Annotated in this window: 23 protein-coding genes; 10 read left to right on the top strand and 13 right to left on the bottom strand. The window is 74.3% G+C overall.

Annotated elements, in window-relative coordinates; genetic code table 11:
- The first annotated feature begins 35 nt into the window (after positions 1-35).
- Positions 36-1,082: a glucose 1-dehydrogenase gene (locus KBX63_RS31215; RefSeq protein WP_210917470.1), complete on the top strand. Its 1,047-nt coding sequence runs from the start codon at positions 36-38 to the stop codon at positions 1,080-1,082.
- A gap of 16 nt (positions 1,083-1,098) precedes the next feature.
- Here KBX63_RS31215 and KBX63_RS31210 read toward each other — a convergent pair whose 3' ends face one another.
- Positions 1,099-2,415, bottom strand: coding sequence for a DUF2252 domain-containing protein (locus KBX63_RS31210; RefSeq protein ID WP_210917469.1), 1,317 nt, complete (start codon positions 2,413-2,415; stop codon positions 1,099-1,101).
- A gap of 87 nt (positions 2,416-2,502) precedes the next feature.
- The gene (locus tag KBX63_RS31205; protein WP_210917468.1) at positions 2,503-3,084 is read right to left on the bottom strand and encodes an NADH-quinone oxidoreductase subunit B; all 582 of its coding nucleotides are present in this window, start codon (positions 3,082-3,084) and stop codon (positions 2,503-2,505) included.
- 236 nt (positions 3,085-3,320) lie between these two features.
- On the opposite strand from KBX63_RS31205, the gene KBX63_RS31200 reads away from it, so the two are divergent.
- The gene (locus KBX63_RS31200) at positions 3,321-3,881 is read left to right on the top strand and encodes a SigE family RNA polymerase sigma factor (protein WP_374102287.1); all 561 of its coding nucleotides are present in this window, start codon (positions 3,321-3,323) and stop codon (positions 3,879-3,881) included.
- Positions 3,874-5,097 (top strand): hypothetical protein, encoded by a 1,224-nt coding sequence (locus KBX63_RS31195; protein ID WP_210917466.1) that lies wholly within the window; start codon positions 3,874-3,876, stop codon positions 5,095-5,097. The genes KBX63_RS31200 and KBX63_RS31195 overlap by 8 nt, the downstream gene beginning before the upstream one ends.
- A gap of 40 nt (positions 5,098-5,137) precedes the next feature.
- Here KBX63_RS31195 and KBX63_RS31190 read toward each other — a convergent pair whose 3' ends face one another.
- From KBX63_RS31190 to KBX63_RS31180, 3 genes are read right to left on the bottom strand one after another with little or no spacing between them, the layout of a single operon-like run.
- Positions 5,138-6,661, bottom strand: a complete 1,524-nt coding sequence (locus KBX63_RS31190) for an aminotransferase class V-fold PLP-dependent enzyme (protein ID WP_210917465.1) — start codon at positions 6,659-6,661, stop codon at positions 5,138-5,140.
- Between the two features lie 27 nt (positions 6,662-6,688).
- A complete protein-coding gene (locus KBX63_RS31185; RefSeq protein WP_210917463.1) occupies positions 6,689-8,098 on the bottom strand; it encodes an MFS transporter in 1,410 nt (469 codons plus the stop codon).
- Positions 8,099-8,130: 32 nt separating this feature from the next.
- On the bottom strand, positions 8,131-8,445 hold the full coding sequence (locus KBX63_RS31180) for an MGMT family protein (protein WP_210917461.1): 315 nt from the start codon (positions 8,443-8,445) through the stop codon (positions 8,131-8,133).
- A gap of 13 nt (positions 8,446-8,458) precedes the next feature.
- Here KBX63_RS31180 and proB point away from each other — a divergent pair, with 13 nt between their 5' ends.
- Positions 8,459-9,616 carry a glutamate 5-kinase gene (gene proB / locus KBX63_RS31175; RefSeq protein ID WP_210917460.1) on the top strand — a complete coding sequence of 386 codons (1,158 nt, stop codon included), beginning with the start codon at positions 8,459-8,461 and terminating at the stop codon, positions 9,614-9,616.
- Positions 9,617-9,680: 64 nt separating this feature from the next.
- Positions 9,681-10,922 (top strand): glutamate-5-semialdehyde dehydrogenase, encoded by a 1,242-nt coding sequence (locus tag KBX63_RS31170; protein WP_210917459.1) that lies wholly within the window; start codon positions 9,681-9,683, stop codon positions 10,920-10,922.
- Between the two features lie 81 nt (positions 10,923-11,003).
- Here the strand turns inward: KBX63_RS31170 and KBX63_RS31165 are convergent, their stop codons facing one another.
- From KBX63_RS31165 to KBX63_RS36565, 6 genes are all read right to left on the bottom strand, one after another.
- Positions 11,004-11,840, bottom strand: coding sequence for a prenyltransferase/squalene oxidase repeat-containing protein (locus tag KBX63_RS31165; RefSeq protein ID WP_210917458.1), 837 nt, complete (start codon positions 11,838-11,840; stop codon positions 11,004-11,006).
- Between the two features lie 189 nt (positions 11,841-12,029).
- Positions 12,030-13,211, bottom strand: coding sequence for an adenylyltransferase/sulfurtransferase MoeZ (gene moeZ / locus KBX63_RS31160; protein ID WP_210917456.1), 1,182 nt, complete (start codon positions 13,209-13,211; stop codon positions 12,030-12,032).
- 122 nt (positions 13,212-13,333) lie between these two features.
- Positions 13,334-14,167, bottom strand: coding sequence for a DUF3152 domain-containing protein (locus KBX63_RS31155; protein ID WP_210917454.1), 834 nt, complete (start codon positions 14,165-14,167; stop codon positions 13,334-13,336).
- Between the two features lie 101 nt (positions 14,168-14,268).
- Positions 14,269-15,129, bottom strand: a complete 861-nt coding sequence (locus tag KBX63_RS31150) for a DUF3152 domain-containing protein (protein ID WP_210917452.1) — start codon at positions 15,127-15,129, stop codon at positions 14,269-14,271.
- Between the two features lie 5 nt (positions 15,130-15,134).
- Positions 15,135-16,109 (bottom strand): alpha/beta fold hydrolase, encoded by a 975-nt coding sequence (locus KBX63_RS31145; RefSeq protein ID WP_210917451.1) that lies wholly within the window; start codon positions 16,107-16,109, stop codon positions 15,135-15,137.
- A gap of 23 nt (positions 16,110-16,132) precedes the next feature.
- Positions 16,133-19,582, bottom strand: a complete 3,450-nt coding sequence (locus KBX63_RS36565) for a hypothetical protein (RefSeq protein ID WP_307871901.1) — start codon at positions 19,580-19,582, stop codon at positions 16,133-16,135.
- Positions 19,583-19,731: 149 nt separating this feature from the next.
- Here KBX63_RS36565 and KBX63_RS31135 point away from each other — a divergent pair, with 149 nt between their 5' ends.
- Together KBX63_RS31135 and KBX63_RS31130 are read left to right on the top strand one after the other, a co-directional pair.
- Complete coding sequence (locus tag KBX63_RS31135; protein WP_074314694.1) at positions 19,732-20,370, top strand: TetR/AcrR family transcriptional regulator; 639 nt, start codon at positions 19,732-19,734, stop codon at positions 20,368-20,370.
- A 64-nt stretch (positions 20,371-20,434) separates the two neighbouring features.
- Positions 20,435-20,662: a DUF3107 domain-containing protein gene (locus tag KBX63_RS31130; RefSeq protein ID WP_030329796.1), complete on the top strand. Its 228-nt coding sequence runs from the start codon at positions 20,435-20,437 to the stop codon at positions 20,660-20,662.
- A 66-nt stretch (positions 20,663-20,728) separates the two neighbouring features.
- Here the strand turns inward: KBX63_RS31130 and KBX63_RS31125 are convergent, their stop codons facing one another.
- On the bottom strand, positions 20,729-21,379 hold the full coding sequence (locus tag KBX63_RS31125) for a ferritin-like fold-containing protein (RefSeq protein WP_210917450.1): 651 nt from the start codon (positions 21,377-21,379) through the stop codon (positions 20,729-20,731).
- Positions 21,380-21,694: 315 nt separating this feature from the next.
- Here KBX63_RS31125 and KBX63_RS31120 point away from each other — a divergent pair, with 315 nt between their 5' ends.
- Together KBX63_RS31120 and KBX63_RS31115 are read left to right on the top strand one after the other, a co-directional pair.
- Positions 21,695-23,392, top strand: coding sequence for a DEAD/DEAH box helicase (locus tag KBX63_RS31120; RefSeq protein WP_210917449.1), 1,698 nt, complete (start codon positions 21,695-21,697; stop codon positions 23,390-23,392).
- Positions 23,393-23,478: 86 nt separating this feature from the next.
- Entirely contained in the window at positions 23,479-24,642 is a 1,164-nt protein-coding gene (locus KBX63_RS31115; protein WP_210917448.1) for an SAM-dependent methyltransferase, read from the top strand.
- A 24-nt stretch (positions 24,643-24,666) separates the two neighbouring features.
- Here KBX63_RS31115 and KBX63_RS31110 read toward each other — a convergent pair whose 3' ends face one another.
- Positions 24,667-25,125, bottom strand: coding sequence for a hypothetical protein (locus tag KBX63_RS31110; protein WP_210917446.1), 459 nt, complete (start codon positions 25,123-25,125; stop codon positions 24,667-24,669).
- 250 nt (positions 25,126-25,375) lie between these two features.
- Between KBX63_RS31110 and KBX63_RS31105 the strand changes: the two genes are divergently transcribed.
- Positions 25,376-25,792 carry a helix-turn-helix domain-containing protein gene (locus KBX63_RS31105; RefSeq protein ID WP_210917444.1) on the top strand — a complete coding sequence of 139 codons (417 nt, stop codon included), beginning with the start codon at positions 25,376-25,378 and terminating at the stop codon, positions 25,790-25,792.
- The last annotated feature ends 26 nt before the right edge of the window (positions 25,793-25,818 follow it).

The raw sequence follows: 25,818 nt of genomic DNA, 5'->3' as shown, positions 1-25,818 counted from the left end.
GGCGGCCCGGTGCTCGGCGGTGAAAGATGGGAGGCGTGCGCGCTGTCACTGTGAAACCCGGAGTCGCCAACTCGCTGAGCCTCGTCGAGGATCAGCCCGAGCCGGCGCCCGAGGAGGGCGCCGTCCTGGTCGAGTCGCTGGCGGTGGGGATCTGCGGCACCGACCACGAGATCATCGCCGGCGAGTACGGCGAGGCGCCGCCCGGCGCGGACCGCCTGATCATCGGGCACGAGTCGTTGGGCCGGGTGCTGGAAGATCCGACCGGCACCGTGCAACCCGGCGACCTGGTGGCCGGGATCGTCCGGCACCCCGACCCGGTGCCCTGCCCCAACTGCGCGGTGGGCGAGTGGGACATGTGCCGCAACGGGCAGTACACCGAGCACGGCATCAAGGCGCTGCCGGGGTTCGCCCGCGATCGTTGGCGCATCGAGCCCCAGTTCGCGGTCCGGCTCGACCCGGCGCTGGCCCGGGTCGGCGTGCTGCTCGAACCGACCAGCGTGGTGGCCAAGGCGTGGGACCACATCGAGCGGATCGGCCACCGGGCCGAGTGGCAGCCACAGACGGTTCTGGTGACCGGCGCGGGGCCGATCGGGCTGCTGGCGGCGCTGCTCGCCACCCAACGCGGGCTCGCCGTACACGTGCTGGACCGGGCGACCTCGGGGCCGAAGCCGGAGCTGGTCGCCGCGCTCGGCGCCTCGTACCACACGGTGCCGGTCAACGACCTGCCCTTCGAACCGGACGTGGTGGTCGAGTGCACCGGCGCCCCGACGGTGGTCATCGACGTGATGTGCAAGGCGGCACCGACCGGGATCGTCTGCCTGGCCGGGGTGTCCAGCGGCGGCCGGAGCATCGACTTCGACGCCGGCGCGCTCAACCGGGCGCTGGTGCTGGAGAACAACGTGGTCTTCGGCTCGGTGAACGCCAACCGGCGGCACTGGAGCATGGCCGCTCAGGCGCTCAGCCGCGCCGACCAGTCCTGGCTGGAGTCGCTGCTCACCCGGCGGGTGCCGGTCGAGCGGTACGCCGAGGCGTACGCCGCCGAGCAGGGCGACATCAAGGTGGTGCTGGAGTTCGGCTCCTGAACGGCGGGCCGACCGGTCAGATGCCGGGCAGCCGGCCGTTGCGGAACAGGTCCACGAAGAGCTGGTGGTCCTGCCGGGCGCGCACCCCGTACGCGTGCGCGAACTCCACCAGGTGGGTGACGAAGCCCGGCTCGTCGCGCTCCACCGCGGCCACGATCGCCTCCTCGGTGGAGTAGTCCACCAGGTCGTGGCTGGACTCGTCGTCGGCGACCGAGTGCATCCGCGCCACCGCCCGGCCGAGGTCGGCGAGCACCCCGGTCAGCTCCTCCGGCTCGTTGACGTCGGACCAGTCCAGGTCGGCGGCGTACGGGGAGACCTCGGCGACGAGCTGGCCGGCCCCGTCCAGCTCGGTGAAGCCGAGCCACGGGTCGGCGTGCGCCTGCAACGCCCGCTGCGACTCGGCGGTCCGGTGACCCTGGTGCTGGAAGTAGCCGCGGACCGACTCGTCGGAGACGTACCGGGCCACCGCCGGCACCTGCGCCTGCTTCATGTAGATGACGACGTCGTTCTCCAGTGCCTGGGTGTGGCCCTCCAACAGCAGGTTGTACGACGGCAGCCCGGCCGAGCCGATGCCCACCCCCTTGCGCAGCACCACGTCCTTGATCCTCGCCGCCACCGGGCGCAGGCGGGCCGAGGCGGCGGGCAGCGTGCCCAGGTACACCTCGAAGGCGGCGAGGACCTTGTCGCGGGTGTCCCCGTCGATCTCGAAGACCCCGTCGCCGACGGAGAAGCGCCGCTCGTAGTTGTCGACGGTGGTCTGCTCGGCGAGCAGGTCGACCCGGGTGTTGAGCCGGGCCTGCTGGAGCACCCGGCGCAGGACCCCGTCGGCGTTGTCCAGGGTGATCGAGCCGATGGCGTCGTCCCCGCCGGCGGCGATCGCCCGCAGCTCGGTCAGGTACGACCGGGCGAAGCCGGCCACCAGCTCGCCGATCACCGTGTCGGAGAGCGCCTTGCTGTAGCCGAGCAGCGCGACGCTGGCCGCGAACCGCCGCAGGTCCCAGGTGAACGGTCCGACGTACGCCTCGTCGAAGTCGTTGACGTTGAACACCAGCTGCCCGGAGGCGTTCATGTACGTGCCGAAGTTCTCAGCGTGCAGGTCACCGTGGATCCACACCCGGCCGGTCCGCTCGTCCAGGAACCGGTCGTCGGCGAAGTCGCCGAGCTGGTCGGCGTAGAACAGGGCGGCGCTGCCCCGGTAGAAGGCGAAGGGTGACGCGGCCATCTTGCGGAACTTGCGGCGGAAGGCGGCCGGGTCGATCGCCATCGACGCGCCGAACTCCTCGGTCAGCACGTCGACGATGTGGGCTGACCGCCGGTCCACGGAGCTGCTCATGGTGCGCAGGCTAGCTCGCCCGGACCACCCGGGGCGTCGGGCAACCGACTGGTCCGCTCGGCCGAGGGGCTGATGCGGCTGCGGGCGTCAGCCGGCGGCGGGCGGGCGTACCGGCGGGGCGGTGAGCGAGTCGACGGAGCGCGGGGCGGCGCCGTCGCGGGGGCCGGCGTCCACCGGCGCGGCGAGCAGATCCGGGCGGGACACCCCACCGAGGCCGGACTGCTCGGCGGCGATCTTCTCCTGGAGGCGCAGGATGCCGTGCAGCAGCGCCTCCGGCCGGGGCGGGCAGCCGGGCACGTAGACGTCGACCGGGATGAGCTGGTCGACGCCCTTGGTCACCGAGTACGAGTCCCAGTAGGGGCCGCCGCAGTTGGAGCAGGCGCCGAACGAGATGACGTACTTCGGCTCCGGCATCTGGTCGTAGAGTCGTTTGATCGCAGGCGCCATCTTGTCGGTCACCGTGCCGGAGACCACCATCAGGTCGGCCTGCCGGGGGCCGTGGGCGAACGGGATCACGCCGAGCCGGATGAAGTCGTGCCGACCCATGCTGGTGGCGATGAACTCGATCGCGCAGCAGGCCAGGCCGAAGTTGAAGACCCAGAGCGAGTAGCGGCGGCCCCAGTTCAGCACGAACCGGATCGGCTCGCCGAGCACTGCCGGCAGCTGCACGAGCGTCCCCTTCCTGTCCCCCACCGGACAGTCAACCACAGCGACCGACGCCGACCCGGTGGCCGGCTGGCCCGGGCCAGGCCCCCGCGACGCGTATCCGCACCCGCCTGGATCCGCCAGGATCGATGAGAGCCGTGGCACAGTCAGCTTTCCGGCGGTCGCAACCTTCCCCGGCGTCGCGGTGTGTCACCTCTGTCGGGGGTGCCCGACGCCGCGTCCGCCACGGGGGAGAGCGAGTGAGTGTGACGAGAGACGTTCGGGCGGGTGAGCCGCCGCCGGACCAACTGCACGACGCCGGGCCCGAGCGGGCCGAGCTGAGCTTCGACGACTTCTACCACGCGCACTACCGCGGCCTGGTGATTCAGCTCGCCGCCTACACCGGGGACCGCGGCCAGGCGCAGGACCTGGTCCAGGAGGCCTTCTGCAAGGCGTTCGCGCGGTGGGACCGGGTGGCCGCCTACGACGACCCGCTGGCCTGGGTCCGCAGGGTCGCCTGGAACCTCGGCCACAACCGGTGGCGACGGCTGCGCACCGCGCAGGCCTACCTGCTGCGGCAGCGGGAGACGCACGTGGCCGGGCCGACGCCTGACCGGGTGGCGGTCGACGCGGCGCTGGCGAAGCTGCCGCCCCGGCAACGCCGGGCGGTGGTGCTGCACTATCTCGCGGACCTGACGGTGGCCGAGATCGCGGCACAGGAGCGGGTCGCCGAGGGCACGGTCAAGTCCTGGCTGCACCGGAGCCGGGCGGCGCTGGCCGGGTATCTGCGTGACACCACCGAGGGGGTGAAAAATGTCTGAGCTGGAGCGCGTCGATCTCGCCGCGGAGTTCAGCGGGTACCGCAGCACGATGCTGGCCGAGATCGAGGTACCGGGGCCGGCGGAGGTCCGGCGGACGGTACGCCGGCGACGGCGCCGCCACCTCGCCACGGCCGGAGCGGTGGCGGTGGCGCTGCTGGGCGGCCCGGCCGTCGGGTACGCGGCCCTGGACCGCCCCGATTCGCCACCCGGGCCGGTGGACCCCACCCCCAGCGTGACCGCGAGTCGCACGCCGAGCGCCTCGCCGAGCCCCACCGGCACGCCCTCGGCGACCACCGTCAACCCGACCCGGCCCACGGCTGCGGACGGGCGGATCAGCCGCGCCCAACTGCTCGCCGCACGGGTCGACCTGCCGGCCTGGCGATCGGGGCCACCCGACTGCCCGGTGAGCGGAGTCCGGTTGGTCGGCGACCCGGGCACCGCCAAGGAGGGAACGAACGCCCTCGAGGCGATCGATTACGCCGACGTCGACGGCGACGGTGCGACCGAGACCGTGGCCATGCTGCTGTGCTCGTTCGGCAGCGGTGGACCGCAGCAGGTCGTCGCGTTCGATCGGGACGAGGCAGGCAGGATCGTCACGATCGGCCGGGTGGTGGCCACCAGCCGCGAGAAGCCACAGTGGTTGACCGGGCTGGACGGGCGCTCCGACGGCACCGTCCGAGTGGAGGTGGCCGACCTGCACCCGGGCGGTGGCTGGCCGGGCGAGTGGTCGCAGCGGCAGTGGCGCGGATACCGCTGGACGGGCGAGCGGTTCTCGCAGGTCGAGGGGCCGACGTCGTTCGGACCCAACCCGTACTCCACCGACCTGGCGGTGACCGCGCAGGATCTCGTCCTGGCCGACGACCCCACCGACGGTTCCCTGGTCGGCGCGGTGCAGGTGCGGATCCGCAACCTCGGGGACCGGCGCGCCGACGAGGTCCTCCTCGAGCTGGATCTGCCGGCATCCCTCGCGCCGGACGGCCCCGCCTGGGACGACTGCGGGCCGGACGCCGGGGAGTACCGGCCCCCGCTGCGGTGCCGACTGGGTCCGATCAAGCCGAACGGCGAGCTGACGGTGCGCCTCGGCGTGCGACTGTCCCCGGGCGCCGAGCTGCCACCGGGCACGGCGCCGGTGCGCGGCACGGCAGCCGGCCCCGGCGGGCACTACCTGATCGACCCGGTCATCGCGAACAACGAGGACACCATCGCCTATCGGTGAGCGTCGGTGGGGGTGACGGCGGGGCCGCCACCCCCACCGGTCACCAGGCCGGCCGTTGCAGCAGGCCGACGAACTCCACCAGCAGCCGCTCGCGCAGCGCCGGCGGCGCGGCGTCGAGCAGCGTGTTCACCAGCGCCATCCGCTCCGGCAGCGGCGCGGCGGTCGACCCGCCATCCGGGCCCGAACCCTCGACGGGTTCGGCGCCCAGGCCCAGTCCGGCGGCCAGGCCCGCCACCAGCTCCGGGGTCAACGCGTCCGGAGTGAGGGCGCCGGCCAGGGCGGCCAGATCCGCGGGCAGCCGGACCGGGCCGGCCGCCCGGGCCGCGGCCACCGCGTCGGCCAGATCCGGCCCGAACTCGGCAACCCGCGGCGCGACCGCGGCGGTCACCGTGAGGTGCACGCTGGCCGGCAAGCCGGCGTACGACAGCTGGGGCTGGGTGTACCAGCCGCGTGCCGTCAGCTCGTCGACCAGGACGAACAGGTCCGGGCCGCCCTCGGTGGCGGTGAAGCAGACCACGGTCGACTCCGGCTCGGCCATCAGCCGCAACCCGTCGACCCCGCGCACGGCGGCGGCCAGTCCGACCACCGCGTCCCGGGTGCGTTCGGCCAGTGCCAGGTATCCGACGTCGCCGAGGTGCCGCAGGGTCGCGTACGCGGCGGCGATCGGCCCGCCCGAGCGGGTGGACGCGATCACCGGATTGATCATGGTGTAGCCGGGCCAGTCCGCGTACGCGAAGTACTGCGGGGCGCGCAACGTGGCATCCCGGTGCAGCAGCACCGACACCCCCTTCGGCGCGTACGCGTACTTGTGCAGGTCCACCGAGATGGAGGTGACCCCGGGTACGGCGAAGTCGAACGGCGGCACCGGCTCACCGAGCCGGCGCAGGTACGGCAGGGTCCAGCCGCCGAAACAGGCGTCCACGTGGCAGCGCACCCCGGCGCGGGCCGCCGCAGCGGCGATCTCCGCGACCGGGTCCACCACCCCGTGCGCGTACGACGGCGCGGAGCAGGCCACCAGCACCGTCTCCGGGCGGATAGCCGCGGCCATCGCGGCCGGGTCGGGGCGCAGCGTGTCCGGGGAGACCGGCACCACGTCGAGCGCCACCCGCAGGTAGTGCGCCGCCTTGGCGAACGCCGCGTGCGCGCTCGCCGGCACCACGATCCTCGGTGCGACCTGCTCCGGGTGGGCGTCCCGGGCCGCCTTGACCGCGAGGATCAGTGACTCGGTGCCGCCGCTGGTGACGCTGCCGACGACGTCCGGCGCGGTCGTGCCCGGTCCACCGCCGAGCACCCGGCCGGCTGCGGCGACCAGCGCGTTCTCCATGGCCAGCAGGGACGGGAACGCGGTCGGGTCCAGCCCGTTGACGTGCGCGCTCTCGCGGTGCGCGGCGGCCGCCAACTCGTCCAGCCCCGGCACCGCCGGGTCGTACACGTACGCGAACAGCCGCCCGCCGTGCGTGGGCCGATCGCCCGCCCGCAACTGCCGAACCTCCGCCAGCACGACATCCGCCGCAACCCCGTCGGCGGACAGCGCCCCGGCCCCAATCCTGTCTTCGTCGATCATGGACTCGCGGTGCCCTTCTTGTGGTGGTCAGCGGCTTTCATCCCCCACCACAACTCCATGGTCGACGCGTCGGTCGTGCGTGGCCGCGGCGAGGAGGGCGGGGGTGAGGGTGTAGCGGCGGAGCAGGAGGACCGGAGGGCCTACCAGGAGGGCCGGTAGGACGGTGAAGCCGAGCAGGACGCCGAGGCGGGCGAGGTCGGACTGCGCGGCCGCCGTGCCGGTGTCGGAGGAGACGTAGCCGGACAGCTGGAGCACCAGACCGTAGATGCCCGGGCCGAGTGCCAGGCCGAAGGTCTCCCCGGCGGTCCAGACGCCGGTGAACACGCCCGCCTGCCGCCGGCCGGTGCGCGCCGTGTCGTACGCGATGCAGTCCGGCAGCATGGCCAGTGCGAACACCTGCTGCCCGGCGTACCCGACGCCGATCACCGCGACCAGCAGGTAGACCGCGACCGGCGGCAGCACCGGCGCGGCGACCAGGGCGAGCGCCCCGGCGGCGAGGATCAGCGCGGCGGCGACCAGGCCGGCCCGCTTGCCCAACCGGGCGCCGACCCGGGTCCAGATCGGCATCACCAGCAGCGCCGGTCCGACGAAGCAGACGAAGAGCAACGTCGGCCCGCTCTGCTCGTCGCGCAGGATCTGCCCGGCGAAGTAGTTGACCCCGGCCAGGATGGTCGCCACCCCGGCGGACTGCACCACGAAGCAGATCAGCAGCGCCCGGAACGGCCGGTTGGCACCGGCGACGGCGAGCTGGGCGCGCAGTGTCGGCTCACTGCCGCCCACCGTGCCGGTCGGCGCCGACCGGGTGCCGAGAAACGCGCCGAGAGCGCCGAGAGCGATCAGGACCGCCACGAACAGCCCCATCCACCGGTGCCCGGGCACACCGTCGCCGCCAGCGGTCACCACCAGCGGGGCGACCGCGCCGGAGACCAGGATGGCCAGCGCCAGCACGGCGATCCGCCAGGTCATCAACCGGGTGCGTTCGGTGTAGTCATCGGTCAGCTCGGCCGGCATCGCCACGTACGGCACCTGGAAGAAGGCGAACGCGGTGGCGGTGGCCAGGAAGGCGAACGCCACGTACGCCGCGGCGGCGGGACCACGGTCGAACGGCGCGGCGAAGATGGCCGCGAAGAGCACGGCGAGCGCGAGACCGGCGACGAGCAGGTACGGCCGGCGGGCACCCCAGCGTGACCGGGTGCGGTCGGAGATCCGCCCGGCGACCGGGTTGACCAGCACGTCCCATGCCTTGGGCAGCAGCACCAGCAGGGCCGCCACCCCGGCGGCCACGCCCAGCGTGTCGGTCAGGTACGGCAGCAGCAGCAGCCCGGGCACGGTGCCGAACGCGCCGGTGGCCAGGGAGCCGAGCGCGTATCCGGCGTGCACCGACCGGGGCAGTTGGCCGGCGGCTGGCGAGCCGGCATCACCCGGCGGCGGGTTCATGGGGCCGAATGTTACTCACGTTATGGCGGAGGTCACATCCCCTCCTCCGGCGACCAACCCGCCATCGCGATGTCCACACCCTCGCCGCGCAGCGGCGCCCCCTCGGCCCGCAGCCGGGCGCGCGCCTCCCGCTCGTGCCCCGGGGGCAGCCGGCCGCTGGAGGTGACCACCCGGTGCCAGGGCACCGAGCCGCCGTGCCGGGCCATGATGCTGCCCACCAGCCGGGCCGAGGCACGGCCGGAGCGCTCGGCGAGCGCGTCGGCGACCCCGCCGTACGACATCACCCGGCCCTCCGGAATCCGCTCGACCAGGTCGAGGACCGCCTCGACGTACTCGTCAGGTGTCACAGTCGGCCACGATATGGGAACGCAACCGGGCGGCGCCGCACCGACCACGCAGAATGGGCGGGTGCGCGACGCAGTCACGGCGGCCCGACGGGTCGTCGTCAAGATCGGGTCCTCCTCGTTGACCACAGCCACCGACGGGCTGGCCGACGAGCGGGTCGACGCGCTGGTCGACACCCTCGGGCGCCTCGCCACCGAGGGGCGCGAGGTGGTGCTCGTCTCCTCGGGCGCGATCGCCGCCGGCCTGGCCCCACTCGGGCTGACCCGACGCCCGCGCGACCTGGCCACCCAGCAGGCCGCCGCCAGCGTCGGGCAGGGCCTGCTGATCGGCCGGTACGCGGCCGCCTTCGCCCGGCACGGGCTGACCGTCGGGCAGGTGCTGCTCACCGTCGACGACGTGACCCGGCGGGCGCACTACCGCAACGCGTACCGCACCCTGCGCAAGCTGCTCGACCTGCGCGCGGTGCCGATCGTCAACGAGAACGACACGGTGGCCACCGAGGAGATCCGGTTCGGCGACAACGACCGGCTGGCCGCCCTGGTGGCCGCGCTCGTGCACGCCGACCTGCTGGTGCTCCTCTCCGACGTGGACGCGCTCTGGACCGGTGACCCGACCCGACCCCGCTCCACCCGGATCAGCGAGGTCCGCGACGAGAACGACCTCGCCGGGATCACCATCGGCGGGGCCGGGCGGTCCGGGGTCGGCACCGGCGGCATGGTGACCAAGGTCGAGGCGGCCCGGATCGCCACCGGCTTCGGCATCCCGGTGGTGCTCACCGGCGCCGACCTGGCCGCCCCGGCGCTGGCCGGAGAGCCGGTCGGCACGCTGTTCCACCCGCAGCGACAGCGCCCGGCGGCCCGACTGTTCTGGCTGGCCCACGCCACCTCGCCACGAGGGCGGCTGCACCTCGACCCCGGCGCGGTGGCCGCCGTCGTCGGGCGGCGCAAGTCGCTGCTGCCGGCCGGCATCACCGCCGTCGACGGGACGTTCACCGCCGGGGACCCGGTCGACCTGGTGGACGCCGGCGGCGCCCCGGTCGCGCGCGGGCTGGTCAACTACGACGCGGTGGAGCTGCCCGGGCTGCTCGGTCGCTCCACCTCCGAACTCGCCGCGGCGCTCGGCCCGGCGTACGAGCGGGAGGTCGTCCACCGCGACGACCTCGTCCTGCTGTAAGCAAGGGCACCTTGTTAACGCCTGGCGTTGTACAAGGGAGCCTTCCCAACGCGAGGAGTGACCGATGAGCGTGACCGAGCAGGCCCGGCGGGCCCGGGCGGCGGCGGAGACGCTGGCCGTGGCGACGCGTACCGCCAAGGACGCCACGCTGGCCGCGATGGCCGACGCGCTGGTGGCGCGTACACCGGAGATCCTGGCCGCGAACGCGACGGACCTGGCGGCCGGCCGGGACGCCGGGCTGAGCGCGGCCGTCCTGGACCGACTCGCCCTCGACGCGGGCCGGGTGGCCGGCATCGCCGACGCGCTGCGCCAGATGGCTGCGCTGCCCGACCCGGTCGGCGAGGTGGTCCGCGGCTCGACCCTGCCCAACGGGCTGGAGCTGCGCCAGATCCGGGTGCCGTTCGGGGTGGTCGGCATCATCTACGAGGCGCGCCCCAACGTGACCGTGGACGCCGCCGGGATCTGCCTGAAGTCCGGCAACGCGGCGCTGCTGCGCGGGTCGTCGTCGGCCGCGCATTCCAACGCCGCGCTCGTCGCGGTGCTGCGTGACGCGGTCGCCGGGGCCGGGCTGCCGGCCGACGCGGTGCAACTGCTCGACGCCAGCTCCCGCGAGTCGGTCAAGGAGCTGATGCGCGCCCGGGGGCTGGTCGACGTGCTGATCCCGCGCGGCGGAGCGTCGCTGATCCGCACCGTGGTCGAGGAGTCGACCGTCCCGGTGATCGAGACCGGGGTCGGCAACTGCCACGTCTACGTGGACGCCGCCGCCGACGTGGCGCAGGCCGTGGCGGTGACGCTGAACGCCAAGACGCAGCGCCTCTCCACCTGCAACACCGCCGAGTCGCTGCTGGTGCACGCGGGCGTCGCCGACGCGTTCCTGCCGCCGATGCTGGCCGCGTTCGCCGAGGCCGGGGTGACCGTGCACGGCTCGCCCGAGGTCACCCGATACTCCGCCGCCGTGGTCCCGGCCACCGAGGAGGACCACGCCACCGAGTACCTCTCGGCGGACATCTCCGTCGCGGTCGTCGACTCGCTCGACGCGGCGGTCGCGCACATCCGGCGGTACGGCACCGGGCACACCGAGGCGATTCTCACCGACTCGGCGAGTGCGGCGCGGGAGTTCGTCGCCCGGGTGGACGCGGCGGCGGTGATGGTGAACGCCTCGACCCGGTTCACGGACGGGGGCGAGTTCGGTTTCGGCGCGGAGATCGGCATCTCGACGCAGAAGCTGCACGCCCGGGGCCCGATGGGCCTGCCCGAGCTGACCAGCACCAAGTACGTGGTCACCGGGGCCGGGCACCTGCGCTAGCCCGCGCCGGGCCGGCCGCGCCTCAGCGGAGCGCCGTCGGGCCGGCCGCGCCTCAGCTGTGCGCGGCTCGCCGGCCGGGCCTCAACTGAGCGTCTCCGGCCGGCACGCCCGGATGGCGGACAGCGTGGAGTGCACGTCGAACTGGTGCCCGTCGTCGCTCTCCCAGCCGCCGTCACTGCGCTGCGTCTCGGTCAGGCGGCGCAGGGCCCGCACCATGATCCAGTCCTGCGGGTCGATGCCGACCCGGCGCAGCGTGGCCGCCAGCCAGGCCACGTCCCCCGGGGACATCTTCGGCATCCGCTCGGCGAGCACCACCTGGATCCGCGCCGACTCCTGGAACATGTCCTGCCGCTGCAGCACGGCCGCGCTCAGCCAGCCGGCGGCGAGGAATGACGGCCAGCTGCCGTCCGGGCGCAGCCGCGCCGCGAGTGAGTGGGCGGCCGCCTGCACCACCCCCGCGTACACCCCACCGACCCGGTGATCGAGCGGACCCGCGGCACGGGCGTCCAGGCCGGCCACGGTGAGCCAGAAGCCGGCGTTGGCGGTGAGGAACAGCCCTGCCTCCGGGTCGCCGGGGCGGGCCCACTCCGGAGCCGAGCCGGCCAGCGTCGGATCCTCGTCCCAGCCGCCGTCGGCCTGCTGGCGCGAGGCCAACCAGTCCAGTGCCCGGCGGGCGGCGGGACGACCGAGCGCGCCCAGGTCGTCCAGCTCGGCGAGCCGGAAGCAGGTGGCGTCGATCGAGGCGATCTCGCCGCCCCAGGTCGCCGGCCAGCCGCCGTCGGGTGCCTGGCCGACTTCAGCCGTCTCCAGCAGCTCGTCGGACACCGACGTGCCGTTGCGCAGCCAGGAGAGGCGGGCACGCTCCACCGCGTCCCCGTGCGCCACGACGAACCCGATCGCGGCATCCAAGTCGACCACGGCGGGAACGCTACCTGCGCAGACGCGTCACCGCCTCGGGGAATCGGCCAGCCGGGGATGGCTGCGTCGCTGCCGGCTCCGGACCCCTTGGAGGCGTCTGCGTCGATTCGCTGGCGCATCCCGGCCCGCAGGCGCGGCCACCCGGGCGGGAGCCGGGGCAGCGGTGTCCGCAGCCCCGGCTCCGGCCGGTCAGTACGCGGGCAGCGCCGGGTCGATCTGCTTGATCCAGGAGAGCACGCCGCCCTGCACGTGCACGGCGTCGCGGAACCCGGCCGCCTTGAGCGAGGCGAGCGCCTCCGCCGAGCGGACGCCGGACTTGCAGTGCAGCACGATCTGCCGGTCCTGCGGCAGCTGGGCCAGCGCCTCACCGGAGATGATGTCGCCCTTGGGGATCAGGGTGGCGCCGGGGATCCGGACGATCTCGTACTCGGCCGGCTCCCGGACGTCGACCAGGAAGATGTCCTTGCCGGCGTCCTGCCACTCCTTGAGCTCCAGCGCGGTGATGGTCGAGTCGACCGTCGCCTCCTGGGCCTCCTCGGAGACCGCGCCGCAGAAGTCCTCGTAGTCCTCCAGCAGGTCGGTGACCGTCGGGTTCTCGCCGCAGAGCGCACAGTTCGGGTCCTTGCGGACCTTGATCTTGCGGTATTCCATCTCCAGCGCGTCGTAGACCATCAGCCGGCCGACCAGCGGCTCGCCGATGCCGGTGAGCAGCTTGATCGCCTCGTTCACCTGGATCGAGCCGATCGACGCGCAGAGAACGCCGAGCACGCCTCCCTCGGCGCAGGACGGAACCATGCCGGGCGGCGGCGGCTCCGGGTAGAGGCACCGGTAGCAGGGGCCGTGCTCGGCCCAGAACACCGACGCCTGGCCGTCGAAGCGGTAGATCGACCCCCAGACGTACGGCTTGCCGAGCAGAACCGCAGCGTCGTTGACCATGTACCGGGTGGCGAAGTTGTCGGTGCCGTCGACGATCAGGTCGTACTGGGCGAAGATCTCGCGGACGTTCTCCCGGTCCAGCGCGGTGTTGTGGATCTCCACGTTGACCAACGGGTTGATCTCGCGGATCGACGAGGCGGCGGACTCGGCCTTGGACCGGCCGACGTCGGACACGCCGTGGATGATCTGGCGCTGGAGGTTGGACTCGTCGACGGTGTCGAAGTCGATGATGCCGAGCGTGCCGACCCCGGCCGCGGCGAGGTACAGCAGGGCCGGTGAGCCGAGGCCACCGGCGCCGACACAGAGCACCCGGGCGTTCTTCAACCGCTTCTGCCCGGCCACCCCGACGTCCGGAATGATCAGGTGGCGGGAGTAGCGGCGGATCTCGTCAACTGTCAGCTCGGCGGCGGGCTCGACGAGCGGGGGCAACGACACGGTGGACTCCCCGGGATCGGCGGTGTGAACCGCGCCATTGTTGCTCGCCGGCCCCCTGTTCGGCCATGAGGGAGGACACGTGGCCCGCGATGCGGGAGGGGAATAGCCGACGACCGGGTCGATCAGGGGACGATGTCCCCCGCGTAGCGACGACCGTCGAGGTAGGGCCAGGCGTTGGCGACGCAGCCCTCCAGGCCGTACGTCTGCTGCTGCATCACCGGCGCCGGCTGGCCCGGGCCCGGACAGGCCTCGTGCTCCTCGCCGAACTCGTGGCCGACCTCGTGGTTGATCACATAGGTCTGGTAGGTCTCCAGCGGGGCGCCGTAGTCGGGGACCGCCTCCAGCCAGCGGGCCAGGTTGATGATGACCTGGCCGGGGAGCCGGCAGGAGGTGTAGCGCTCGGTGGTCAGCCCGCCCTCGGCGCACATCCGCTCAGACGTGACCGGGGTGGCGAGGTAGATGGTGAAGTCGGCGGCACCGGCGTCGGCCACCCGCTGCACCCGCAGCTCGCCGGAGGCGATCCAGCTACGCGGGTCGGCCAGCACCTCGTCCACCCTGGCGGCGAAGGCGCCGGCGTCCTGGCCGGTGCCGCGTTCGACCGCGACCCGGTAACGGCGCAGCGGCCCGTCCTCGCCGTGCACCACGGTCCCGCCGTCGGCCGCGATGAACCGTCCCGCGCCGACCGACGGGTAGCTGGTGGGTGCCGGGTGCGCGCCCACACCACCGCCATTACCCATCCGGCCGTGGGTGACGGGTGGCGCCTCGGCGGACGTCTCGCCGCCCCGGGTCACCGTCACTCCGGCGGCGACGGCGAGCAGAAGCAGGCCGAGCAGCACGCTGCGACGGCGTCGTCGGTACATCCGAACCAACACGGGCCGCCCGTCCCGGGCCCGGTACGCCGACCGGCCGGACGGGCCGGACGGCCGGGGCGGGCCGTAAGGGGACGACGGCGTCATGACGTCGAGCCTGCCAGATTAATCGGGCATCTCCTCGTCTTTGCCGCTATTGATGCAAAGCGCCTGATCGCGACGGTGATTCGACCGTGTCGAACCGGCGGTCAGAGCGCCGGGCCGGCGTAGCGGCGACCCTCGACGTACGGCCACGGATTGACCCTGCACCCGTTGAGGAAGAGGGTCTGCTGCATCATCACCGGGGCCGGCCGGCCGGCGCCCGGGCAGCGCTCGTGCCGGTGCCCGAGCTGGTGGCCCACCTCGTGGTTGACCACGTACGTCCGATAGACCGCCAGCGGCACGCGGGCCGCGACGAAGTGCGGCACGGACAGCCGCCACCGGTCCAGGTTGATGATCACCTTGCCGGGCGCCCGGCAGGAGGTGTACGGCCGGCCGCCGACCCGGATGTCCACCCCACCATCGGCGCACATCCGGCCCGCCGTGCGGGCGGTGGCCAGGTAGACGGTGAAGTCACGGGCCGCGTCCCCGGGCACCTGCTGCAACCTCAGCCGCCCGCTGTCGACCCAGCTGCCCGGCCCGGCGAGTGCCGTCTGGACCGCCTGCCCGAACGCGACCGGATCCTCTGCACTGCCCGACTCGACCGCCACCCGGTACCGCCGCAGCTCACCCGCGCGGCCCAGCACCGGCCCGGTGCGATCGTCGTAGCCGAACCGGCCCGTGCCGGCCGTCGGCACAGCCCCGGACAGCCGCAGCACCGGAGGTGGGCTCGACGGGGCGACAGGCGACCCGGACGGCGACGGGTCGGCCGACGGCGGCAGCGGTGCGGCCAGCAGCGGCGGCGATCCGGTGATTTCATCGGCGGCCAGCCGGTCGGCGCCAGGATGCCCGCCCGGCCCCTCGGCGATCACGGTCACCACCGCGCCGATGGCCAGCACGACCGCCACCAGCTGAGCGAGCAGTGCGAGTCGTCGCCGACGGCGACCAGGGTGGTGGGAGGACGTGCGCATCCGGCTCAGCCTGCCAGATCAGGCCGCCTGGCGGTCTCCTCCGTTTCGGCGAGTAGGCCGACCACCGCCCGAGCGACCAGTCGAGGCACTTCCAGCTGCGCCACGTGGCCGACGCCGTCGAGCATCAGCAGCCGGCTGTCCGGGATGGCCCGGGCGGTCTGCGGCGCGACCCGCACGTCGACCAGCCGGTCCTGCCGACCGCCCACCACCAGGGTCGGCGCGCGCACCGCCCGGGCGAGCCGCCACAGCGAGCCCGGCCCCGGCAGGTACGCCCGCAGGAAGCTGGAGACCAGCCCACGGAACGTCCGGACGTACGCGGCGGCGTAGTGCTCCGCCTCGTAGCGCACCCGGATCTCCTCCAGGGCCTCGGCCCGACGCTGCGCGCAGATCCGGCTGAGGTCGGCGACGCAGGCCTCCAACACCTGCTGGGCCATCACCTCCGGGGCGAGCTGGGTGAGCCGCCGGGCGACCAACCGTTCGCCCCCGGGAATGGCCAGCACCGGCAGCAGGCGTCCCTGCAACGAGCGACGGAAATCCAGGAACGGCAGCGCCGGAGAGATCAGTGTGAGGGTGCGGACCAGGTCGGGCCGGAGCCCGGCCACCTGGACCACGACCGCACCGCCCAGCGAGTTGCCGAACAGGTGCACCGGACCCCGACCGGAGTGCTCGATCCAGCGGACGACCAGATCGGCGAAGGCCGGCACGGTGTAGCGGCGGCCCGGCTCGCTGCGGCCGAAGCCGGGCAGGTCGATGGCCTGGCCGTCCAGGCGATCAGCGAGCAGGCCGGCCAGGTCGGTCCAGTTCTGCGACGAGCCACCCAACCCGTGCACGTACAACGCCGGCTCCGCGCCGGCGGCGGTGGCCGGGGTGTCCCGCACGTACGTGAACGAGCCGTCGAGACGGACCGCCCGGCCTGGCCACGGCGGCGGAACCCGGTCCTCGGGGAGGAGATGGTCCGGCCAGAGAGTGGCGGGCTTCATCGTTCCAGTCTGCCCCGGACCACTCAGGACAGCAGCGCCTCCAGCCGACGATTCACCGCTGCCAGCGTCGCCCGGACCACGGCCTGTCGTGGATCACCGGCGACCAGGGCCGAGCCGGCGAGCTGCTCGACCCAGCCCTCGCAGACCAGCAACACCACCACGGTGGCCACCTCGCAGTTGCCGAACGGCACCACCGCCGCGTGCTCCACGAAGCAGCGCCCCCGCTCGGCGTTCTCCGCGCCGCGCAGCAACTCGTCCACCGCGGCGGCCGCGGCCACCGCGCAGAGCCGTAGGACGTAGCCGTCCACCGCCGGGCCGGTGGCGTAACCGGCGGCGCTGTCGCCGCCGGCCAGCAGCCGGACCTCCACGTTGGCGTCCAGGCCGAAGGTGCTGACCTGCACCTGGTCGATCACCACCCGCGGCCCCGGCGTGCCGCCCGTGTCCAGCGGCCGGGACGGCGCGGACTCCGTGGTGGTCACCTGACCACCGGAGTACGACGTGCCGAGCGTCGCCGGACTGCCGGTGGCCGCACCGGCGGGCGCGGCCGAGACCGAACCCGGCTCCTCCACCGTGGCGCGACCCCGGTGCGGGGCGCTCGCCCGGCGGCGGCGCGAGCCGTCCGCTTCCACCTGCTGCTCAGAGCCTGCTGGCGTGGCCTCGCCCGGGCCGCCCGGCGGTCGACCGGCCGCTGGCGACCCGGTGGCCCGCACCTCGCCGGTACGCGGTTCCGCACCGACGTCCCGCGGCTCGGCGGACCGGGGCTCCGGAGCACGCCGCTCGGCGGACCGGGACTCGACGGACCGGGACTCGGCCGCCCGGCGGCGGGCCGGCGGGGCCGGCGACGTGGGCGGGCCGGGCAGGTTCTGCGGGGCGGCGGCCAGCCCCATCCGCTCCTGCAGCAGCCGGGCCACCTGTCGGCTCACCTCGGCCGGGTCGGCACCGTCGGCCAGGTCGAGGCGGAGGCTGTGCGCTCCCGCCGGGGTACGCCGCAGGGCCGCGTCCCGCACGCCGGCGACCTCCCGAACGGCGTCCAGGATGGCGTTGACGTCGAACCCCTCGGGGCGCTCCCGTAGGGGCGCGGGTTCGTCGTCACGGCGTAGGTGGGTGGCGATCCGGGCGAGTTCCGGGGTTTCGGCGGGTGGCTCCACGGCTGGCGGCTCCGGCACGACGGGCACGTCCGGTTCCGCAGGGACGCGCTGCGGCAGCACCGCCGACGCCTGGTCCGGCAGCCGGGCGCCGTCGGCCGGGTCGGCCGGCGACGCAGGATCGGGAGCGGATCGGCGAGCCGCGTAGGGAGGAGCGCTCGTCGGGGCGGGCGCGGGTGAGGGCCGGTCGCCGCGCCCGGACCCGCTCGTGGCGGGGGCCGGGACGGCACCGGTCGAGGTCGGCGCGTTCGCGGGTGACGGGCCGGTCGCCGCCGGAGCTGCGTGGGGCGGCTCGGGGGTCTCCGGTCGGAGCCGGAACGGCGCGGTCGATCGGGTTTCCGGCCGCAGCGGGCCGGACGACTCCCCCGCGTCGCTCGCACGGGGCGTGCTCGCCGACCGGCCGGCCGGCCAGGACGGGCGCTCGGCCGGGGCCGCCGGGAGGCGTCCCTCGGACCAGTCGGCCCGCTCGGTTCGCGGCGCGCTCGCCGGAGTTGCCGGCGACCCGCCGGCCCAGTGGGGTCGCTCCGCAGCGAGCGCCGGCCCGGCCGGTGCCGGCGGTGCGTCGGCCGGCGCCGGAGGTGGTCCGGCCGGCGTCGGGGAGGCCTCGGCCGGCGGCGCGTCGGTCGGCACCGGACCGGCCCAGGACGGCCGGTCGGCCGGGGGCGCGCTGGTGGGCGCTGGTTCGCCGGCCCACGACGGACGCGCCGGCGGAGCACTGGCCGGAGCCGGGTCCGGCCCACCGGCCCAGGAGGGCCGCGCCGGCGGGGCGCTGGCCGGTGCCGGATCCGATCCACCCGCCCAGGACGGACGCGATGGCGGGGCGCTGGTCGGCACCGGATCGGATCCACCGGCCCAGGAGGGCCGGACGGCCGGCGGAGCGCCGGTCGGGGCCGGACCGGCCCAGGACGGACGCGATGGCGGGGCGCTGGTGGGCGCCGGGTCCGATCCGCCGGCCCAGGAGGGTCGGTCGGCCCGCGGGGCACTGGTCGGCTCGACCCGGGGTGCACTGGTCGGCGCGGAACTGGCCCAGGACGGCCGGTCGGCCGGTGGGCCGCTGGTCGGGGCGGGGCCGCCGGCCCAGGAAGGGCGCTCCGCCGGCTCGGCCCGGGACGACCCTGGCGGCGTGCTGGTGGGGCTCACCGCCGGTCGTCCACCGGCCCACGAGGGGCCCTCGGCCGGCACGGCCGTGCCACGCTCGGCGGCCGGTGCGGCGGGGCCACGCTCCGCTGCCGGCTCGGGCGCGGCGGCGGGCTCAGGTGCGGTGGGGGCGACCTCGTAACCGCGGGGTGGATCGGCGCGTACCGGCTCGTACGGGCGGGTCGGCTCGACGCGTGCCGGCTCGTACGGCACGTTGGGCTCGGCGACCCAGCCCGGCGCGGGCTCGTCCGGGGCCGTGCGGGGGGCCGGTTCGCCATCCTGCCGTGACCAGGGCGGCGCCCAGCCGCTGCCCCAGCTCGGGCGGTTCCAGCTCGGCCCGGACCAGTCCGGCTCGATGGCCGGCGACTCCCCGGCCCGGGTCGCGTCTCCGGCCCCGGAGCCGTCGGCGGCGCGACCCGACTCGGAGTCGTCGGCGTGCCCGGCGGCCCGGTCGGGGGTGCGTCCCGGCTCAGTCGACGCGTCCGGCGCGAGCGGGTCGCGCCAGCCGCGCGGCGCGACTGGCGGTTCGTCGGCGGCCGGCCGCTCGGCGGTGGGTGCGCGGAAACCGGGCGGGACCTCGAAGCCCGAGGCGGCGGTGCCGACGGGTGGCACCTGGACGCCGGGCGGCGCGGAGGTGGGCAGACCCGGGTCGGCCCAGCGGGCGCTGCGGCCCGCGGCGGGGTCGACGGTGGAGTGTCGGGCCGGGCCGCTGTCAGGCTCGCCCGGACCCTGCTCCTGCGGCGGCACCGGGCGTTGGGCGGGCACCACCAGCCGGTCGCCGGCCGGGTCGCGCCGGTCCTCGGCGGTCGACCCGGGCGGCGCGCTCACCGGCGCCGGGCGGCCAGCCGGTGGCTCGGCACCGGGGTGGTGGACGCCGTTGGCCTCGGCGCCCGCGTGGCGGACGCCGTTGGCGTGGCCGTTGACCCGGGCTGGCGGCCCGGAGGCACCGGGCAACCCGGCCAGGGGTGCCGGCAGGTCGCCGTGCCGGGTGGAGGACGTACGCCAACCGGACGCGGGGTCGGGCTGCCAGCGCGCCGCCGGTTCCCGGGCATCCTCGTGCTCGGCGGCCCGGGACCACCCGCCCGCCGGGGGCGCCCACCCGCCGCCGGAACGGCCCGGGTCGTCGTGCTGACCCGCTCCGTCACCGTGCTCTCCCGGGGTGGCGGCTCCGGGTTGCCCTGTTTCACTCACCGCGCGCTCCTTGGTCGCCCTCGCTGAGGCTACCGTGTGGTGACAGTGGCGATAAGTTACAGCGGCGGGCCATTTCCACGACGGGGGTCACGGGCCTCGCCCGGTCTGGGGGGAAAATGCCGGCTCGTACAGAGAACTCGGAGGATCCCATGACCGCTGTGGGGAACGGTGCACAGACCGCCGGCCGGCCCACCCGCCTGCCCCGCTCGGCGCGCCGTAAGCAGCTGCTCGCGGCGGCGCAGGAGGTGTTCGTCGCGCAGGGCTACCACGCCGCGGCCATGGACGACATCGCCGAGCGGGCCGGCGTCTCCAAGCCGGTGCTCTACCAACACTTTCCCGGAAAGATGGACCTCTACCTGGCACTGCTGGACACGCACTGCGACGCCATCGTCGCCAAGGTGCACGACGCGATGCGCGGCACCAGCGACAACAAGGAGCGGGTCAGCGCGTCGGTGCGGGCGTACTTCGACTTCGTCGACCACGAAAGCGAGGCGTTCCGTCTCGTCTTCGAGTCCGACCTGCGCAACGACCCGGCGGTGCGGCAGCGGGTCGAGCGGGTCGAGCAGGGCTGCATCGCGGCGATAACCGACACCATCATCTCGGACACCGGGGTGAGCCGCGCACACGCCGAGCTGCTGGCCTCCGGGCTGGTCGGTGCTGCGGAGACGGCCGCGCAGTTCTGGCTGGCCGGCGGTCGACAGGTGCCGAAGGCCGAGGCCGAGGCGTTGGTGGCGGCGTTGTCCTGGCGGGGCATCGCGAGCTTCCCGCTGCAAGGTGAGTCAGCCTGACCGCCGCCCCCGTGATCGGATAGCCTTCGCAGGGCGGTTCTTTCGCCCCAGTTGAGGAGGCACAGTGGAGGTCAAGATCGGCGTGCAGTACGCGCCGCGCGAGCTGGTTCTGGACAGCGCGCAGTCGCCGGCCGAGATCGAGCAGATCGTGACCGACGCCTTCGCCGGCAACGGCGGCACGCTCTCCCTGACCGACGAGAAGGGCCGGCGGGTCATCGTTCCGGTCGAGAAGGTCGCCTACGTCGAGATCGCCGAGGCGTCGCCCCGGGCGGTCGGTTTCACCGTCCGCTGACCGGTCCGGCCATCGCGGCAGGTCGGCGTCGGCCCACCTGCCGCGGGCCGGCACCGCACCCGGCGGTCAGTTGTTCAGCCCGACGGCGGCCATCCGCGCGGTGTGCGCGGCGGTGAGCCGCCGGAACAGCCCCGGCACATCGACCCGGTCGCCCTGCGCGATCAGCGCGGTGAGCGCGGCCCGCTCGGCGGCGACGCGGCCGGCCTGGGAGAGCGCCTCGCCGACCAGCCGCCGGGCCCACATGGAGAGCCGGCCGGCCACCCGGGGGTCGGCGGCGACGGCAACCCGGATCTCCCCGGCGGCGAACTCCGCATACCGGGAGTCGTGCAGCACGTCCAGCACCAGCGCCCGGTCGGGCTCATCCAACGCGTCGGCGATCTCCCGGAGGAAGTCGTCGGTGATGGCGTCACCGACGTACGCCTTGGTCACCACCTCCGCCCAGTCCCGTGGCTCGGTCGAGTCGTGGTACGCCTGCAAAGGCTCCAGGTAGGGCGCCATCGCGTCCTCCGGCGGCACGCCCAGCGCGGTGAGCCGGTCGGCGAGCCGGCGGTAGTTGGCGATCTCGGCTGCGGCCATCTCGCTCAGCGCGGCGCGGCGGTGCAGGTCGGGCGCGAGCCGGGCGTCGCCGGCCATTCGCTCGAAGGCGAGCAGCTCCCCGAAGGCGACCAGGCCCAGCAGGTCGGCGACGGCGGGACCGGGGGTGGTCGGCGCGGACACGAGCGCAGGCTACCGTCCGGCGCCCGCCACGGGTGCCCCGCACGTGGCACGACGCGTCTCACATGGGTGTGGCGCAGATCACACTTGCTGCCCCCGCGTGGGCCCTCCCCAGTCGGGAATCGGGACGGGGGTATGCCTGTTCAGGTAGCATAGAGCAGTTGCCGTGGGCGCCGATCTGATCGAAGCTCAGCCTGCGGCGCGCGTGCGGCCCGGTCCGGCTCGGCAGTCTGCCCCCGACCGTGTGGCCCGCGTCATACCGAACGCGCCCTGAGGACATGACGGGGCGCACCCACGAGAGGGCACCCCCACATCCACATGAGCGAATTGACTCAAGATCTGATGGACGGCCAGGAACTGGCCCCCACCGCTCCGGTTCGACCGGAGGCCCCCACCTTCGCCGCACTCGGCGCCCGCGACGAGACCGTCGAGGCGCTGGCCGCGGCCGGCATCACCCGCGCCTTCGCGATCCAGGAGTACGCGATCCCGATCGCGCTGCGCGGCGTCGACCTGATCGGTCAGGCGCCCACCGGCACCGGCAAGACCCTCGGTTTCGGCGTACCGCTGCTGGAGCGGGTCTTCGCACCGGGCGAGGGCAGCGACGGCGTCCCGCAGGCGCTGGTCGTCGTCCCCACCCGCGAGCTGGGCATCCAGGTCGCCAAGGACCTGGCCGCCGCCGGCCGGACGCGGGGCGTCCGGGTGCTGCCGATCTACGGCGGCGTGGCGTACGAGCCGCAGATCGAGGCGCTGCGCAAGGGCGTCGAGATCCTGGTCGGCACGCCCGGCCGACTGATGGACCTGCAGAAGCAGAAGCACCTGCGCCTGGACCGGGTGCACGCGCTGGTGCTCGACGAGGCCGACCGCATGCTCGACCTGGGCTTCCTCGACGATGTCGAGAAGATCCTCGCGATGCTGCCGGAGGACCGGCAGACCATGCTCTTCTCGGCCACCATGCCGGACCCGATCGTCACCCTGTCCCGGCGCTTCCTGCGCCAGCCGATGACGATCCACGCCGGGCACACCGCCGAGACCGGGCCGTCGCCGCAGACCCAGCAGCTTGTCTACCGCACCCACTCGATGAACAAGGTGGAGGTGGTGGCGCGCATCCTCCAGGCGGAGGGTCGCGGGCTGACCATGATCTTCACGCGCACCAAGCGGGCCGCCGACCGGGTCGCCGAGGACCTCGACTTCCGCGGGTTCGCGGTCGCCGCGGTGCACGGTGACCTCGGCCAGGGTGCCCGCGAGCGCGCGCTGCGAGCGTTCCGGGCCGGCAAGATCGACATCCTGGTCGCCACCGACGTGGCGGCCCGCGGGCTCGACGTCACCGGCGTCACCCACGTCATCAACTACGACTGCCCGGAAGACCAGGACACCTACACCCACCGGATCGGCCGGACCGGCCGGGCCGGGGCGACCGGTGTCGCGGTGACCTTCGTCGACTGGGACGACATGCCCCGCTGGCGGATCATCGACAAGACCCTCGGTCTGGAGATGCCGGAGCCGCCGGAGACGTACCACACGTCCCCGCACCTCTACACCGACCTGCACATCTCCACCGAGGTGACCGGCACGCTGCCCACCGCCGAGCGGACCCGGGCCGGTCTGTCCGCCGAGATCGAGGAAGACCTGGGCGGGACGACGCGCTCGCGGCGCGGCGACAGCGGTGGCCGGGGCCCGCGACGGGGCGAGAGCCGCGGCGACGGCCGGGGCGAGCGCCGCGGTCGCGGCGACGGCCGCCGGGACCGCACCGACGCCGGGACGCCGGCCGCCGAGGCGCCCGCGGAGAACGCGGCAATCGACGAAGAGGGCACCCGCACCCCCCGCCGCCGGCGTCGCCGCCGGGCCGGCGAGGCGGTCGTGGGCGAGCCGACGCCGACCGCGGTGATCTCCGCCGACGCGACCCCGGCCGAGCCGGTGGCCGCGACTGACGGTGAGCCGTCGAAGCCGCGTCGCCGCCGGCGCCGCCGTGGTGGCGGTTCCGGCGCGGGTACGCCGGCCGAGGCGACCGCGGACTGACGCACAGCCACACCCGACATCCCCCGCACCGCCCCGCGCGGTACGGGGGATGTTCCCTTCCCACCCCACCCGCAGAAGATGGAACGATGCCGGAATCACTGGACGCCGCCCTGGCTCAGGTCAGGGCACTACTGCTCGATCCCGCGCTGACCCGGGCGGTCGCCGCCGGGCGTCGTCGCGGCCGCCGTCCGACGGTGGTCCGGGCCGAGCTGCGGCCGGTGACCCTCAAGGCCGGGCCCCGTCTCCAGATCGCCACCTCCGACGGCGCCCGCCCGTACACCCGGAACGTCACCCCCGGCCCGGAGACCGCCGCGGCGGTCGACGAACTGCTGGCCGAGCCGTTCGGCAACTGGCACGTGGAGACGGCAGACGCGACCCTCCAGCTACGGGTGACGAAGTCCGGCGAGGCGCAGGTGCACCGGGCGGCCGCGACGGCCCGGCCGGTTGCGACACCCGGCGGGAACGACCGGGCGAAGGAGTACCTGCTGGACCCGGGCGATGAGATCTTCACCGAGATCGGCGGCTCTGCGGCCAAGCGCCGCCAGGTGGACGCGTTCCTGCGGGCCCTGGCGGCCACCCTGCCCGACGAGTTGACCGGTCCGCTGCGGGTGGTCGACCTGGGCTGCGGCAATGCGTACCTGACCTTCGCCGCGTACCGCTACCTGTCCGGCCGGGGGCTCGACGTCGAGCTGATCGGTGTGGATGTCCGGGAGGACCAGCGGCGGCGCAACACCGAGCTGGCACGGCGACTGGGCTGGGCCGACCGGGTCAGCTTCGTGGCCGGCACGATCGCCGACGCTGTCGTCGACCCCGCCCCGGACCTGGTGCTCGCGCTGCACGCGTGCGACACCGCCACCGATGAGGCGCTGGCCCGCGCGGTGCGCTGGGAGGCCCGCTGGGTGCTGGCCGCGCCCTGCTGCCACCACGACCTGGCGAAACAGCTACGCGCCCACCCCGCCCCGGCCCCGTACGAGCTGCTGACCCGACAGGGCATCCTGCGGGAGCGTTTCGCCGACGTGCTCACCGACGCGCTGCGGGCCGGATTGTTGCGGGTGCACGGGTACCGGGCCGAGGTGGTGGAGTTCGTGGACTCCCAGCACACCCCGCGCAACCTGCTGATCCGGGCCCGCCGTACCGGCACCGGGGCCACCGGGCCACAGCTCGCGGAGTACCGCGAGCTGGTGGACCAGTGGCGGGTCACACCCCGGCTGGCGACCCTGCTGGCCGCGGACGAGCCGCCCGCCGCCTAGCGACGGCGGGCGGTCGCGCGTCGGCTAGCGACGACGGTCGCCGTTGTTGCCGCGGTCCCGCGCGCCGGTGCGCTCCCCGGACCCACGGTCGAAGGCCGACACCCGATCGCTGCCCGCCCGCTGGGCGGCCCACTCGCTGTCGGGCGGCCCGGCCGGAAAGGGCACCACGTTGCTCGCGCTCTCGGCGTTGCCGGCCGCGGCGAAGGCGTTCCAGGAGATGTCGACCAGCAGCTTCTTCATCTCCGCGTGCCGGACGGCGGCGTTGTGCTGCAACGCCATCCGGACGCCCAACACCACCCCCACCAGCGTGGTGGTGATCGCGCCGGTGGCGGCGAGCACGTGGACGCCCGCCGCCGCGTCGGCGCGGAGCACCAGAACCAGCAACCAGATCCAGAACGCGGCGGCGAAGACGCCGGCCTTGGCGACGAAGAAGAGGCTCACCGCACCGGGCTGGTACGGCTGGGGGCGGCTCGGATCGGCCATGGTGCTCCTCGGCGGTGGTCCGGTCGAACGCGGCAGGCGAGCGCGCGCCATGCCGGAACGGGCACCGAGCTTAGTGGAAGAACGACGGTGATCGCTTGGTGCGTGTTCCGGCCGGTCCATATTCTGGATGAGAAAAAGTCCCGTCCACGGGACAGTTTGTGCGGTCAGTCAATTGTTTCCGACCCTCGGCGTACTACCCTCAGAAGGCGCATGCCCCAGTGCTTCGGCCGGGAGGGGAAGACCCGCAGGGATGGGTTCCGCAGACGTTTCGCCACAGATGGCCTTCGCCCGCTTCGTCCGGCGCGCCATCGATGACGCTCGCGAGGAACGCGGGTGGACCGTCACCGACCTTGCCTCGCACACGGGCGTGGGCCGTTCGACCGTCTTCCGTTGGCTGGCCGGTGACTGGCAGGACTACCCCGAGCTGGCCAAGGTCCGCGGCTTCTGTTCCGCGCTGAATCTGCCGGTCGCGGCCGCGTTCCGGGCGCTCGGGCTGCCCGACGCCGGCCCGGCGCCCCGCCGCCGCAACGACGAGGGCCCGGTCGAGGCGGACGTCCGCGCCATCCTCGACCGGCTGGCCGACCCCACCGTTCCCGCCGAGGAGAAGCACCACATCCGCGACCTGCTCCGCTACCTGGCCCGCCGCCCCATCCGCCGCGCCGGCTGACCCACCCCGCCCACCCCACCCCGAAC

The organism is Micromonospora sp. U21 (assembly GCF_018070045.1).
Taxonomy (GTDB): domain Bacteria; phylum Actinomycetota; class Actinomycetes; order Mycobacteriales; family Micromonosporaceae; genus Micromonospora.
Note: the sequence above shows the minus strand (reverse complement) of the source record. Positions and strands in the feature narration are given on the sequence as shown.

Bases quoted from the DNA above. Each gene is read 5' to 3' on its own strand.
- KBX63_RS31155 (WP_210917454.1), bottom strand. From the start codon at position 14,167: ATGACGCCGTCGTCCCCTTACGGCCCGCCCCGGCCGTCCGGCCCGTCC.
- KBX63_RS31120 (WP_210917449.1), top strand. From the start codon at position 21,695: ATGAGCGAATTGACTCAAGATCTGATGGACGGCCAGGAACTGGCCCCC.
- KBX63_RS31135 (WP_074314694.1), top strand. From the start codon at position 19,732: ATGACCGCTGTGGGGAACGGTGCACAGACCGCCGGCCGGCCCACCCGC.
- KBX63_RS31115 (WP_210917448.1), top strand. From the start codon at position 23,479: ATGCCGGAATCACTGGACGCCGCCCTGGCTCAGGTCAGGGCACTACTG.
- KBX63_RS31145 (WP_210917451.1), bottom strand. From the start codon at position 16,109: ATGAAGCCCGCCACTCTCTGGCCGGACCATCTCCTCCCCGAGGACCGG.
- KBX63_RS31185 (WP_210917463.1), bottom strand. From the start codon at position 8,098: ATGAACCCGCCGCCGGGTGATGCCGGCTCGCCAGCCGCCGGCCAACTG.
- KBX63_RS31190 (WP_210917465.1), bottom strand. From the start codon at position 6,661: ATGATCGACGAAGACAGGATTGGGGCCGGGGCGCTGTCCGCCGACGGG.
- KBX63_RS31105 (WP_210917444.1), top strand. From the start codon at position 25,376: ATGGGTTCCGCAGACGTTTCGCCACAGATGGCCTTCGCCCGCTTCGTC.
- KBX63_RS31150 (WP_210917452.1), bottom strand. From the start codon at position 15,129: ATGCGCACGTCCTCCCACCACCCTGGTCGCCGTCGGCGACGACTCGCA.
- KBX63_RS31195 (WP_210917466.1), top strand. From the start codon at position 3,874: ATGTCTGAGCTGGAGCGCGTCGATCTCGCCGCGGAGTTCAGCGGGTAC.
- KBX63_RS31210 (WP_210917469.1), bottom strand. From the start codon at position 2,415: ATGAGCAGCTCCGTGGACCGGCGGTCAGCCCACATCGTCGACGTGCTG.
- KBX63_RS31170 (WP_210917459.1), top strand. From the start codon at position 9,681: ATGAGCGTGACCGAGCAGGCCCGGCGGGCCCGGGCGGCGGCGGAGACG.
- proB (WP_210917460.1), top strand. From the start codon at position 8,459: ATGGGAACGCAACCGGGCGGCGCCGCACCGACCACGCAGAATGGGCGG.
- KBX63_RS31110 (WP_210917446.1), bottom strand. From the start codon at position 25,125: ATGGCCGATCCGAGCCGCCCCCAGCCGTACCAGCCCGGTGCGGTGAGC.